The sequence below is a fragment of the Peptostreptococcus anaerobius 653-L genome, from assembly GCF_000178095.1.
GTDB lineage: Bacteria > Bacillota > Clostridia > Peptostreptococcales > Peptostreptococcaceae > Peptostreptococcus > Peptostreptococcus anaerobius.
Window position 1 is genome coordinate 1 of the sequence record NZ_ADJN01000007.1, and the last position, 13,328, is coordinate 13,328.

General features: G+C 35.6%; 11 protein-coding genes and 1 riboswitch. Of the genes, 8 read left to right on the forward strand and 3 right to left on the reverse strand.

Features of this window, described 5'->3' with window-relative positions; all coding sequences use genetic code 11:
- Positions 1-20: 20 nt before the first annotated feature.
- Both HMPREF0631_RS00570 and HMPREF0631_RS00575 read right to left on the reverse strand, forming a co-directional pair.
- The gene (locus tag HMPREF0631_RS00570; RefSeq protein ID WP_002842650.1) at positions 21-734 is read right to left on the reverse strand and encodes a tRNA threonylcarbamoyladenosine dehydratase; all 714 of its coding nucleotides are present in this window, start codon (positions 732-734) and stop codon (positions 21-23) included.
- 177 nt (positions 735-911) lie between these two features.
- On the reverse strand, positions 912-1,772 hold the full coding sequence (locus HMPREF0631_RS00575; protein WP_002842658.1) for a ComEC/Rec2 family competence protein: 861 nt from the start codon (positions 1,770-1,772) through the stop codon (positions 912-914).
- Positions 1,773-2,040: 268 nt separating this feature from the next.
- Here HMPREF0631_RS00575 and HMPREF0631_RS00580 point away from each other — a divergent pair, with 268 nt between their 5' ends.
- From HMPREF0631_RS00580 to holA, 4 genes are all read left to right on the forward strand, one after another.
- Positions 2,041-2,946 carry a DUF2156 domain-containing protein gene (locus HMPREF0631_RS00580; protein ID WP_002842655.1) on the forward strand — a complete coding sequence of 302 codons (906 nt, stop codon included), beginning with the start codon at positions 2,041-2,043 and terminating at the stop codon, positions 2,944-2,946.
- 9 nt (positions 2,947-2,955) lie between these two features.
- Positions 2,956-4,122, forward strand: coding sequence for a GNAT family N-acetyltransferase (locus tag HMPREF0631_RS00585; RefSeq protein WP_002842661.1), 1,167 nt, complete (start codon positions 2,956-2,958; stop codon positions 4,120-4,122).
- A 135-nt stretch (positions 4,123-4,257) separates the two neighbouring features.
- Positions 4,258-5,718, forward strand: coding sequence for a ComEC/Rec2 family competence protein (locus HMPREF0631_RS00590; RefSeq protein WP_002842659.1), 1,461 nt, complete (start codon positions 4,258-4,260; stop codon positions 5,716-5,718).
- 97 nt (positions 5,719-5,815) lie between these two features.
- Complete coding sequence (gene holA, locus HMPREF0631_RS00595; RefSeq protein WP_002842654.1) at positions 5,816-6,847, forward strand: DNA polymerase III subunit delta; 1,032 nt, start codon at positions 5,816-5,818, stop codon at positions 6,845-6,847.
- 317 nt (positions 6,848-7,164) lie between these two features.
- Here holA and rpsT read toward each other — a convergent pair whose 3' ends face one another.
- Complete coding sequence (gene rpsT, locus HMPREF0631_RS00600; RefSeq protein ID WP_002842653.1) at positions 7,165-7,431, reverse strand: 30S ribosomal protein S20; 267 nt, start codon at positions 7,429-7,431, stop codon at positions 7,165-7,167.
- Positions 7,432-7,630: 199 nt separating this feature from the next.
- On the opposite strand from rpsT, the gene lepA reads away from it, so the two are divergent.
- The 4 genes from lepA (at position 7,631) to hemW (ending at position 12,875) form a co-directional block, all read left to right on the forward strand.
- Complete coding sequence (lepA, locus tag HMPREF0631_RS00605) at positions 7,631-9,436, forward strand: translation elongation factor 4 (RefSeq protein ID WP_002842651.1); 1,806 nt, start codon at positions 7,631-7,633, stop codon at positions 9,434-9,436.
- A gap of 23 nt (positions 9,437-9,459) precedes the next feature.
- Positions 9,460-10,743 (forward strand): CCA tRNA nucleotidyltransferase, encoded by a 1,284-nt coding sequence (locus HMPREF0631_RS00610; protein WP_242821650.1) that lies wholly within the window; start codon positions 9,460-9,462, stop codon positions 10,741-10,743.
- Positions 10,744-10,766: 23 nt separating this feature from the next.
- Entirely contained in the window at positions 10,767-11,630 is an 864-nt protein-coding gene (locus tag HMPREF0631_RS00615) for a nitroreductase family protein (protein WP_002842657.1), read from the forward strand.
- Between the two features lie 114 nt (positions 11,631-11,744).
- Positions 11,745-12,875 (forward strand): radical SAM family heme chaperone HemW, encoded by a 1,131-nt coding sequence (hemW, locus tag HMPREF0631_RS00620; RefSeq protein WP_039866099.1) that lies wholly within the window; start codon positions 11,745-11,747, stop codon positions 12,873-12,875.
- Positions 12,876-13,175: 300 nt separating this feature from the next.
- Positions 13,176-13,278, forward strand: a riboswitch (glycine riboswitch).
- The last annotated feature ends 50 nt before the right edge of the window (positions 13,279-13,328 follow it).

The window sequence follows — 13,328 nt, forward strand, 5'->3', positions numbered from 1 at the left end:
CATGGGTTCCTGTCCTTTTTTTATAGGTCGCCTATAATTTTTCTGACTATATAAGATGATATAATAAGACCTGCACATGATGGTACAAAGGACATTGAGCCGTTGACTCTTTTGGTCCTGCCATCTTCTTGTGTTATACCAGTATCTCTTGGTTTTTCCCTAGAGTATACAACAGGGAGTTTCTTGATGCCCCTCTTTTTAGCTTCACGTCTTATAATCTTTGCAAGTGGGCACATTTCAGTCTTATGGATGTCGGCTATTTCTATCATAGTAGGGTCTAGCTTGTTGCCCATGCCCATTGAAGATATGATATTTAGGCCCCTCTTGTAGCAAGATTCAATCAGGTGGATCTTTGATGGAACCATATCTATTGCATCGACCACAAAATCATAGTCACCATCTAGTAGGGTATCTGAAGTATCCTCATTGTAAAGGCTAGTATGGCACTTGAGATTTATTTCTGGATTTATATCCTTGATTCTTTTTTCTAGGACATCTGTCTTGTTCATACCTATTGTCGAGTGTAGGGCTGGAATCTGCCTGTTGATATTTGTGATATCTACAGTATCAAAGTCTACAATTGTAAGATTACCTATGCCAGCTCTTACAAGACCTTCTACAACATAGCTGCCAACTCCACCTATACCGAATACTAGTACATTAGAATTTCTTAGGAGGTCAATGCCATCCTGTCCTATCACTATTTTGGTTCTTTCTTTATATTTATCATTCATGATTAATCTAATTACCTCTCATATATTGTATTTGATACCATTATATCATAAAGATTTGGTCAAGCACGATTCAAATATCATTAAGTTAGGTCAAAGTAGGTCAATTTTTTTATAAGAAGCCTAAAGCTATAAACAAGATTATTAAACAGCAAATATGGCATAGTATTGGGGTTTCTTCTATTGAAACTTGTACCTGTTTTTTGTATATATTTTGGAACCATCAAAGTAGAATACCATGTCCCCATTTAGGTCTGTCCTGTATATTTTTGAATTGACCTTGTGGAGTCTATCTAGGGTATCTTGGTGGGGGTGGCCATAGGAGTTTCCATATCCACAAGATATTACAGCGATTTTTGGAGATAGGTTGGATAGGAATTGGTCACAGGAGCTGTTTTTGCTACCGTGGTGGCCTACCTTTAAAAGGTCTACCCTTGGAAGTGTATAGTGGGACAGGATCTCTGATTCTATATTAGAACCTGCATCTCCAGTAAATATGCTGTAGTGGTTTAGATATTTTAAGAGTATGACGAGTGAATTATCATTGCTGTCTTCTTTTTTGCTGAGGGGAGCTAGGACGTAATAGGATATATCCTTGCCTAATTTTATTGTTTGTCCAGATTTTAGGGGAGATAGGGGGATATTTTTTTCTTTTGATATATTGATTATTTCGATCAAGTCCTTGTTAGACCCCTTGTCATCTGTAAGAAATATTTGTTTTGTAGGTATTTCTTTGGCTACTTTATCTACACCACCTATATGGTCGCTATCGAAGTGGGTACCTACAAGATAATCAAGACATTTAACTTTTGACCTTTTGATATGCCGAATTACGTTTCTTGAGTATTCGTCTTCACCGGCATCAATAAGCATACTATGGCCATCTGGACTGACTATTAGGGTAGAGTCTCCCTGACCTACATCTATGGAGTGTATTTCTAGTAGGTTTGAGGATTTACTTGATAGAGGTCCTACATAGGAACAGGATGTTATAAATATTGTGACTGATAATACCAGAAGTAGCTTATAATATTTTTTCATTATAAAAACGTTATTCCTTTCTTAATTGTAAAAATTTGGTTTACATTTAGTGACCTAGGGTATATTATAGTATAGTATCAAGTAGAAGAGGTCTATTATTGTATAGACATAAATATAAAAAAATGAACATCATGTGTCTTCATATTTAGAAGGTGAATAGCATATAGTAACTGATATATCTTCAATTAAGTTCTGATTAGGTTAGCTATGTTATTCTATATATGGATGTAGATGATGTTTATTGTTTACAGAAAAAGAGGAGATAGTAATGGATTTTAAGGAAATAAATATAGAATCAAAGGAGATTCTAGATAAATATTTTGAATTAGTAGACTATGAAGCATGTGAGTACTGTTTTAATACATTATATATGTGGCAGCACGCATACAAGACTCACTACCATATAGGTGACGGATTTGCAGTATTAGTAGGTGAACATGAGGGTGAGGTATTCTCAATACTTCCACTAGCACCTAAAGAAAAGATTAAGGAAGCTATTGATTACGCTGTGAATTGGTTTGACAAGGACAAAAAAAGGGTCTACCTAAGGGGTATTGATGAGAGTGTAGTTGAACTATTAAAAGAAAACTACCCAGGCAAGTTTGAGTATAAGTTTGAAAGAGATATATCTGACTATGTATATGATGCAGAGAAGATCAGAACAGTAAAGGGAAGAAAATTAAGCAGCAAGAGGAATCATCTAAACTACTTTGAGAGAGAATACGGTGATAGGGTAGAGAGAAGACTTCTAAATGAAGAAGACTTTGATGAATGCTATGCTCTTTTAAAGTCATGGGGTCAAGGTAAGAGTGGAGACCAAGACTTTGAGGATAGTAAGGATGATGAATTTGTAGGTATGAAGAAGTTGTTTGACAACTACTCAATCCTAAAGGATAAGTTAAAAATATACGGAGTTTTCATTGATGGCAAGCTTGAAGCCTTCTCAATGGGTGAAAAGATCAATGATAATATGGCTCTAATACATATAGAAAAGGCCAATGGTGAAATTAGAGGATTGTATCCTTATATCAATAAGATGTTTGTTGTTGATGAGTTTCCAGAGGTTGAATGGGTTAATAGAGAAGAGGATATGGGACTTGAAGGTCTTAGAAAGGCTAAGATGTCTTATTATCCAGAGAGATTTGTTGAGAAGTATACTGTAAGAGAAGTATAGGAGATAGTTATGCAGATTAGAATGGCTAGAAGAGATGAGATAGATTCTTTAAAGAATATATGGACCTACTGTTTTGAGGACAGCCAGGCCTATGTAGACTTTTATTTTGATAAAAAATGCGACCCAACTAAGGTTGTAGTCTTGGAAAAGGACTCTGAAATAATCTCTTCAATCCACCTAAACCAGCATAGGATTAGGCTAGGGACAAGTGATTTTGACACTTCATATGTTGTTGGGGTGTCTACTCTTCCAGAAGCTAGGGGCCTAGGCAAGATGGGCCAGCTTATGGAATATTCACTAGCTGCTATGAGGAGTTTTGGCCAATCTGTTTCTATACTCATGCCTATAGATTTTAGGCTCTATACTAAGTTTGGCTATACAAATGCCTATGATATGAAAAAGATTGAACTGGATATATTCTCCCTTAGGAAATTTAAACTTCAAGACGAGTTTTCGAGGGCTACAAGTGACCAAGCAAGTCAACTAAAGTCTATATACGATGGTTTCTGCAGTCCGCAAAATGCCTATGCTATTAGGAATGAGGACTACTTTAGGGACCTAGTAGAGGAGATGGATATAGATGGTGGTCATATATATATAGCATATAGGGGCTTGACACCAGTTGCATATATAGTGTATAGTATAGATTCTGGCGTATTTACGGTGAGAGAGCTTTATTATAGGGATAGGCAGGCTTATGAGTCCGTCCTAAAGTTTGTATTTAACCACAATACCCAGGCCAAGAAGGTAGTTATTTACCTTGCTATGTCAGATCCGATAATGTCTATGCTTGACAATCCGAAGGACGCCATATGTGAGATTAAAAATTTTATGATGGCTAGGATTATAGATTTTGAGTCCTTGATTGAGAGGCTGGCTATTAAATCGGATTCACAAGAAAAATTTTATTTGAGAGTAGAAGACGACTACCTGGACAACAACAGGGGGGTCTTTGAAATATATACAGAAGATGCTAATGTAAGGCTTAGAAGGTTGAATGATGATGCAAGTTATGACCTGAGTATAGACATTAGCCATCTAAGCAGTTTGATATTTTCTTATAGGTCTATAAGAGAAGTCGCATTCTTGAGTGGAAAGGATGTTGAGACACTAAATAGTTTGAAGAAAATATTGAATTTGGCTGTTGAAAATAATCATATTAATGAATATGTTTAAAGAGTAATTGGTAGGACTGTGAGTGATTTCATGGTCCTTTTTTTGTTGGGATTTTTAGCAAATATACAAGGCTAATGGTTGACAATATTTTGAACCTGCCTATATAAATATAAGAATATTTTATAGGAGGCGGCAATGAGAAGATGGGGTATATTCCTGTTTTGTTTGGTATTATTTGTAAAGGCTGGACCAATTATCAAAGATGATATAAGTCAGTTTTATGCAAGGGAGGCTTTTGATGCAAGATATGAAGGAGTCCACAAAGATAGGTATAAAATCAACTACAAAAGCAACTATAAAAACAACCATAAAAACAACCACAAAAACAATTATAAAGAAAACTATCGGGGAGATAATAAAAATAATTCTAAAAAGAGATATTCTCCCAAAGTCCAAGCAAGAGGTACGGTAAAAAATATAATCATTAAGAAAAAAACTGTAGAGTACTGGTTTGACGACTTTATAGCTGTCAAGATGAAGTACAAGAACAATTATAAGAACAAGTCAAGAGACTGTCAGATAGGTGATAGGGTTCTAGTTTTGGGCCTTGAAGAGGATCTTAATGATTTTTACATTGGGGATTTTAACTATGGTAGGCACCTAAGATCTAAGGGATGTAAGAAATATATCAGGATCAGCGATATGAAGAAGGTCTCAGAAAACCCAGCTTATAGGTTAATAGGGAGAATCAAAAAATATATAATTGATAGCAATAGGACCTTATACAAGAAAAACTCCGATATACTAAATGCTGTCCTGGTAGCCGATAAGACTACCCTTAAAGATGAAGACAAGTATATATTCTCTGACTCTGGTACAAGTCATGTCATGGCTGTATCAGGACTCCATGTAGGTATAATATGCGGTATAATTTTGATATTTGTAGGCAAGATCAATTCTATCAAGCGCTTGTCTATTCTTTGCGTCTTTCTCTTATTTTATAATTGCCTAGTAGGGGGAGGTCCTTCCATAAGTAGGGCTATTTTGATGACTATCCTATCTTGTTTGGGATTTTTTGTCTTTAGGCAGGTGGACCTTATAAATATACTATTTATTATAGCCAGTATTATGGTATTGCAAAATCCATATATCATATATAATATATCATTTGAACTGAGTTTTTTGGCCATGCTGTCCCTCGCTATATTTACAAAGTATATCAAGCAGTATGTATATTCCGATATACTTGCTGGATCAATCTCTGTAGCTATATTTACTAGTCCCCTGGTCCTCTATAAATTTGAGACTGTGTCTACAATGGGTGTCTTAGGAAACTTGGTCATCCTTCCTATGATGGCCCTTATTATATGCCTTGATATGCTATCTATAATCACATACTATATCAACATACCCATATACTCAATACTGGCTTATATCAATTCAAGTATAATAGACCTAGTCATGGTCCTACTCAAGAGGATTGGTGATTATGGGGTAAATAATATTGATGTTAGGGATCCAAGTCTATTCAAGTTGCTGACATACTATATAATAGTTGTAGGATTAGCCATTTATCTAGACTATTATTATATAGAAAAGGGCAAGTATACAAGAGAGCTTTATTTGGTCAAAGAAGAAGTTGTGGAACATATTTAAAGGTATAAACTACTATAAAGGGTGGGTATATGGTAAAATATATTTAAAGGGTATATTTTTGTGTAGCAGGGTGTATTTTTTGTAGAGGAGGGCGTATATGAAAAGGGAAGAATTGATTCAACAACTTGATAAGAATGATTTAGACAAGATATATGTCCTTTATGGAAAAGAGATATATCTGATAAAAGAACTAGAAGATAAGTTCAAGGCTTTGGCCAATCCTGCGACTTTGGATTTTAACCAGGTCATTATAGATGGTAAGGAAACAAATATAGACATGATCCAATCTGCAGTTGAGACTCTTCCTTTTATGGATGAGAGAAGGTATATTATAATCAAGGACTTTGAGTTATTTAAGGGGAGAAAGAAGAACTTTAACGACAATGATGAAAAGAAGTTGCTTGAGATACTAGAGTCTGCCCCTGAGACCAGCTTGATAGTATTTGCCCAGTATGAAGAAGTTGATACTAGAAGGTCATTTTTCAAGAAGCTAGGCAAGTTTGCCAATATGGTAGAACTCAAAAAACTTGAAGATGTTCAGCTGCTCAATTGGTCGAGGCAGATATTTAATAAGTACAGGGTCAATATAGAAAACTCAGTCATAGCCTATATGGTAGAGACGTCTGGTTATAGTGACAAGAAGTCTGATATGAACCTTATGGACCTTGAGAATGAAATCAAAAAGCTATGCGTATTTGTTGGAGATGCAGGTAGGGTAGACAAGTCTATAATAGACCAAATGATGAAGGACAAGGTAGAAAACGACGTATTCAAGTTTCTCTATTATATGTCATCAAAAAACTCAAAGATGTCTGTAAAACTACTAGAGGATATGATAGATTCGGGAGAGTCCGGTCTAGGTATAATCTTTCTTATAACTAGGCAAGTCTACAATATCATACAAATCAAGAGGATGCAAAAGGAGAGGATGCCCTATAATATTATAAGGGATAATATGGGTATGCCGAGTTTTGTTGTAAATAAGCTATCTAGGCAGGCTAATAACTTTAGCGAAGAGATTCTTGTGGATATGATAAACTATCTGTCTGACTCTGACTATATGATAAAGCAGGGTTTGATAGGAGATAGGCTATCACTGGAGATATTTATAGCCAAGTATTGCAAATAAAGTAGTAAATTTATAATCAAGTATTGTAACTAAGCTAGTAAATAAAAATGAAAAATTAAATAAAAGAGGTCTGATGATTTTGATATAAACTTGCTTGCAAGTATATATCAAGTCCTCAGACCTCTTAATTTGCATGAAAAAACGGACATATGGTAACCATAGTCCGTGTATGAATCCGATCTATATATCTATGAAATAGATAACATATAACCAAAAACATTCTTAGTATTTTCAAACGTTTGACACACAAGAATAATCTATACATTGCGTTGTCACAATTATCACTAGTACCCGTCGATACTAGAGTATTAACTTAATTAAGCGTTCATAGCGTTTAATCTATTAGCTAGCTTAGAAACCTTTCTATCAGCAGCATTTTTATGGATAGTTCCCTTTGAAGCTACCTGATATATTTTCTTCTGAGCTGTCTGGAATTTAGCCTGAGCTTCTTCCTTGTTACCTGCAACTACTGCATCATCAAATCTCTTTATAGCAGTCTTTATCTGAGACTTTCTAACTCTGTTTAGAGCAGTCTTCTTTTCGATAACACTAATTCTCTTCTTAGCAGACTTAATATTTGCCATATATTTCACCTCCCTATATATGTTCTAAATTCATAATCAACATACACCATTTTAACAGAACTTCACTTAAAAATCAAGTTATATAATGAATTTTAACAAAAAAATATTTTTTTGTAAGTCTGTATTTACCTTGCACTCAAATTAAAGTAAAATATAAGGTGATAGTTTATGTAAATTTTAAGAAAAAGGAGGAGCTCAATTGACAAATAGACAAAGTAGAACTAGAAATTTTAGCATTATTGCTCATATAGATCATGGTAAATCAACTTTGGCAGATAGGCTGATCCAAAAGACTGGACTAGTATCTGAAAGAGATATGAAGTCTCAGCTATTAGATAATATGGACCTCGAACGTGAAAGAGGAATAACTATAAAGCTTCAGAATGTGAGGCTAAAGTATAAGGCCAAGGATGGTGAAATATACCACCTAAATCTAATAGATACTCCAGGTCATGTAGACTTTAACTATGAAGTTTCAAGATCTCTAGCTGCCTGTGAGGGAGCCCTACTGGTTGTAGATGCTGCCCAGGGGGTAGAGGCTCAGACCCTAGCCAATGTATACCTAGCCCTAGAACAGGACCTTGAGATACTGCCAGTGATAAACAAGATAGACCTACCCAGTGCTAGACCTGACTATGTTAAGACGGAAATAGAAGACCTGATAGGACTTGACTGTTCAGATGCACCACTTGTATCTGCCAAGAACGATATAAATACAGAAGATGTACTAGAGGCTATAGTAAACGATATACCAGCCCCTGTAGGTGACTCTGAGGCACCACTTAAGGCCTTGATATTCGACTCATACTATGATGCCTACAAGGGTGTTGTAGCCTATGTGAGGGTATTTGAGGGTACTGTTAAAAAAGGCATGACAATAGAGATGATGAACAGTAAGAAGAAGTTTGAGGTTACTGAAGTTGGTGTTATGGCACCTAATGCTACAGCCCTTGAAGATTTGACTGCTGGTGACGTTGGATATATAGCGGCCAGTATAAAAGACATCAGGTCTTGTCGTGTGGGTGATACTATAACTGATGCTAACAATAGGACGGATGCCCCTCTACCAGGCTACAAGAAGGCTACACCTATGGTATACTGTGGTATCTATCCAGGAGAAGGCGAAAAGTATGAAAATGTTAGGGATGCCCTAGAAAAACTACAGATAAATGATGCTGCCCTAGAGTTTGAATCTGAATCATCAGCAGCACTTGGCTTTGGTTTTAGATGTGGCTTCCTAGGACTACTTCATATGGAGATTATTCAGGAGAGACTTGAAAGAGAGTTTGACCTAAATATAATCACAACAGCTCCATCTGTTATATACAGGGTGACAAAATTAGATGGTGAAGTCTTGATGATACAGAACCCAGCCAACCTACCAGCCCCTGCTGAGATATCTACTATAGAAGAACCAATAGTAAATTCAGATATAATAGTACCTAAGGACTATGTAGGAGTTGTAATGGAGCTGTGCCAGGAAAGACGTGGTACTATGAAGAATATGGAGTATATAGATGATACAAGGGTAATGCTTCACTATGAATTGCCACTAAATGAAGTAATATATGACTTCTTCGACGCCCTTAAGTCTAGAACAAGGGGTTACGGTTCAATAGACTACGAAATGAAGGGTTATGTGGTATCTGACCTTGTAAAGATGGATATACTTATCAACAAGGAGCAGGTAGATGCCCTAAGCTTTATAATACACGAGACAAGAGCCTTTGTAAGAGGTAAGGCAATGTGCGAAAAATTAAAGGACGAGATACCTAGACACCAGTTCCCAGTTCCAATTCAGGCAGCTGTAGGTAACAAGATAATAGCTAGGGAGACTGTAGCAGCCTATAGAAAAGACGTACTTGCCAAGTGTTACGGAGGGGATATCTCTAGAAAGAGAAAGCTACTTGAAAAGCAGAAGGAAGGAAAGAAGAGGATGCGTCAGATTGGTAGCGTAGAAGTTCCTCAGAAGGCCTTTATGTCTGTTCTTAAATTGGATGAGTAAATAGGAGTGATTTTTTGGAGATTATGATTGATAAGGGAGCAGCCCTTATCTTGGATAAAATTGAAGAATGTGGTTTTGAAGCCTTTGTCGTAGGTGGATGTGTAAGAGACTCCATCATGGCTAGGACTCCAAAAGACTGGGATATAACCACAGATGCACTTCCTGAAGATATTATAGCTATGTTTGATAGGACTATTCCTACAGGCATAAAGCATGGTACAGTTACAGTACTAGTAGGTGGTCAAGCCTATGAGGTGACTACCTACAGGATTGATGGTGATTATCTTGATTCTAGGAGGCCTGAGTCAGTAGAGTTCACTAGAAATATTGTGGATGACCTTTCTAGGAGGGACTTTACAATCAATGCCATGGCCTATAGTCCAAGCAGGGGACTTGTCGATAGGTTTTCTGGTCTTGAGGATATAAAAAATAAGATTATTAGGTGTGTGGGAAATCCGGACCTTAGATTCAAGGAAGATGCCTTGAGGATTATGAGGGCTATTAGGTTTTCTGCCCAACTAGGTTTTCAAATAGAAGAAAGCACGCAGAAATATATAGAAGAAAACTCCCTAAGGCTCCATCTCATATCTGCAGAAAGGATACATGATGAGTTAGAAAAGGTTATAGAATCTGATCCTAATAAGGTTAAAAACCTGAATAACTTAGGTGGATTTGTTGATAAGTTTTTCCTTGGCTACAGACCTAGTGATGAAAATATAGGCTTATCTACTAAGATTGATCACTTATATGAGATATTTGGGGATAAGTTTATAGAAGTTAACTTTGGTAATATTGACAATTTGTTATTGCAGGATATTAAAAGAGCCTACTTATTTTTGGATATGGAAGGTCAGGACCTAGAAAAGACCATGAGAGCTCTTAGGTATTCGAAAAAGGATATAGATAAGAGCCTTGCAATACATGGATTTTTGAATGATTCTAGCCTTGAATACCTATTTGAAAAAGATGGGTTTGCCCATGGTGAAAGGGACCTTAGGATAGGACTTAAGAGAATTATGTCCAGATTTGGCGACTTATCACTTGCGAAAAATGCTATTTTAGCAAAAATTATTCAAAAAAATCTGAAAGCTGATGTATATTTTCGGGTATATAATGATATAATAGAATCAGGAGAATGTTTTTCTATTTCTCAGATGAAAATAGATGGTAGGTTTATAGTTGAGAATAACTTGGCTAAGGGACCTATGATAGGTAATCTTTTAAACGAAATGTTAGAGCACGTAATAAAAAATCCATCTGATAATGAGAAAGACAGGTTAATAGAAATATTAAAAAATATTTATTAATTACAACATTTGGAGGTAGAGTAATGGATTATAAGTCATTGATAGCTAATGGAAGGTCTGTAAGAGACTTCAAGGATATGCCAGTAGAGACAGCAAAGCTATTAGAAGTAGAAAAGTTTATATTAAAATGTAAGAAATTGGTTGCTGACATAGCAGTTGAATCAAGATTTATTGAAGGTGAAGAAGCCTACAAGAGATTGTATGGAGTTGCTGGATATAACGGAGTAGCTGTAAAGGCTCCTACATACCTAGTATTACTATCTGAAAATAAGGACCACTATATAGAAAATGCCGGATATGTTGGCGAAAGAGCAGTATTAAAGACTAGAGACCTAGGTCTTAATTCTTGTTGGGTAACTTTTAACGACCAGGATGCAGTTAAGAAGGCACTAGGAATAGAGTCTGACAAGGAAGTCGTAGCCCTAATAGCTATGGGATATGCAGCTAATGGTGGTGTAAAGGTAGAAACAAGTGTTAAAACAGGAGATAACTACTCTAAGGCAGATATAAAGGTTGAAGGTACTGGTTCATCTAGAATAGCCCTAGAAGAAATGGTATTTATAGATGAATGGAATAATAATGCTACAGTAGAAGTTCTAGAAGAGAGAGCCTTACTTGATGCATTTTCATATGCTAGACTAGCTCCATCAGCTCTTAACAAGCAGCCATGGAGATTTATAGTTGATGGTGGCAAGGTTGTTCTTGCTATAGACAGTGAGAACTACTCAGGAAGCTACATCAACAAGATTGATGCTGGTATAGTAATGCTATACTTTGGTGTAATCCTAGATGTTACTATGTTTGATTCTAAGTGGGGATTTGACAACTTAGATAAGGATTACAAGATATCTTCAAACTACAAGGTTGTTGGATATTGTAATATATAAGTATCAAGTTTATTATAAAACTAATCTATGCCAATTTTCTATTTGGCATAGATTTTTTTGTATAAAAGATTATTATAGTATATGAGGAGTATTGAGGAGATAAATGAGGTGAAAATGAACAAAGCAATATATATACATATACCATTTTGTGCAAAAAAATGCTACTACTGTGATTTTACATCGTATGTAGGTAGAGACGAAGAAATAAATTCCTATCTTGATAGTCTAGAGAAGGAAATGGACTTGTACATGGATAAAAAAGAAGACATATATAGTATCTTTATAGGCGGTGGGACCCCATCTCTTTTGAGTCCAGACCAACTAGACAGGCTTTTTGGGATCATAGAAAAGAAAGTCAATTTAGAAAGCCTATGTGAGTATACTATAGAGTCTAACCCTGGAACTTTGACAAGGGACAAGCTTAGGACTATGAAAAAGCATGGAGTCAACCGTTTGAGTATGGGACTTCAGGCTGTTCAGGACAAGCATCTCAAATTCATGGGTAGAATCCACGATATGGACCAATTTGTAGAGTCATTTGAGTTTGCTAGACAGGAGGGCCTTGAAAATATAAATGTGGATTTGATATTTGCCTTTGAGGGCCAGACCCTTGAAGACTGGAAAGAAAGTCTTGAAAAGGTAGTGGCAATGAATCCGGACCATATATCTGCCTACTCTTTGATTATTGAAGAAGGGACTACATTTTACAGGATGTACCAAGATGGTAGGCTAAATGACTTTGATGAAGATACCTATATTAGTATGTATAGGTATACTGTCGAGAAATTAAAGGATTCAGGCTACCATCAGTATGAGATATCCAATTATGCCAAGGAAGGCTGTGAATGCAAGCACAATATCCTATACTGGGATTGCTTGAACTATTATGGATTTGGTCTAGGTGCATCTGGTTTTATTGGTGATGTAAGGTATACGAACACCAAAAATATGAAGGATTATATGGAAGACTTAGACAATAAGAAAAAGCCAATTGAATTTAAGGAAGTCATAGCTAGTAAAGATAGATTTAATGAAAAAATCATATTGGGTCTTAGAAAAAATGAGGGGATTCTGTTAGATACGGTTACAAAATATTTAACTGATAAGGAAGAAAATGACTTTATGGTCAAGGTCAAAAACTATATTGATAAGGGGCTTTTATTAGTTGATAATGGAAGACTTAGACTTGGTCAAGAAGGTAGGGAAGTTTCAAACAGCATTTTTGTTGATTTGATGGTAGATTAGTATAATTATAAATGCAAAAAGTGTGGATAATATTTAAAAGCTATATGGGTTATAGATTTAAACAATGTAAATATATTAATAAGTTCAAGGTGGATTTAATTTTAAAAAAGAAATGAATTTTAAGCAATATCAATGGAATATCAGTGTGAACTTTTATAAAAAATTAACATAGATAATATCGATTTAAAAAATGAGAAAAAGTTTTCAAAAATCTATTGCAATCTACTATAGATTTAATGTATAATCACTCATGTAGATATGTAAAACATATATCACTAATGAAAAGATAATTTATATCGGTTGAAGGTCTTAGGAGAGAGCTAAAAATAGCCACCGAAGGGACAAGTATTGCGAACGTCAAGCGCAAAATGAAATTCTCAGGTAAAAGTAATAAGACTGGACGTGACTCTGAAAGCTGCTGACAGGGAGATAAAGGACACTTTATCTCCCTTG

Excerpts from the sequence above, each read along its gene's own strand:
- HMPREF0631_RS00590 (WP_002842659.1), top strand. The coding sequence starts at position 4,258 with ATGAGAAGATGGGGTATATTCCTGTTTTGTTTGGTATTATTTGTAAAG.
- HMPREF0631_RS00580 (WP_002842655.1), top strand. The coding sequence starts at position 2,041 with ATGGATTTTAAGGAAATAAATATAGAATCAAAGGAGATTCTAGATAAA.
- HMPREF0631_RS00615 (WP_002842657.1), top strand. The coding sequence starts at position 10,767 with ATGGATTATAAGTCATTGATAGCTAATGGAAGGTCTGTAAGAGACTTC.
- HMPREF0631_RS00585 (WP_002842661.1), top strand. The coding sequence starts at position 2,956 with ATGCAGATTAGAATGGCTAGAAGAGATGAGATAGATTCTTTAAAGAAT.
- hemW (WP_039866099.1), top strand. The coding sequence starts at position 11,745 with ATGAACAAAGCAATATATATACATATACCATTTTGTGCAAAAAAATGC.
- rpsT (WP_002842653.1), bottom strand. The coding sequence starts at position 7,431 with ATGGCAAATATTAAGTCTGCTAAGAAGAGAATTAGTGTTATCGAAAAG.
- HMPREF0631_RS00575 (WP_002842658.1), bottom strand. The coding sequence starts at position 1,772 with ATGAAAAAATATTATAAGCTACTTCTGGTATTATCAGTCACAATATTT.
- HMPREF0631_RS00570 (WP_002842650.1), bottom strand. The coding sequence starts at position 734 with ATGAATGATAAATATAAAGAAAGAACCAAAATAGTGATAGGACAGGAT.
- HMPREF0631_RS00610 (WP_242821650.1), top strand. The coding sequence starts at position 9,460 with ATGATTGATAAGGGAGCAGCCCTTATCTTGGATAAAATTGAAGAATGT.
- holA (WP_002842654.1), top strand. The coding sequence starts at position 5,816 with ATGAAAAGGGAAGAATTGATTCAACAACTTGATAAGAATGATTTAGAC.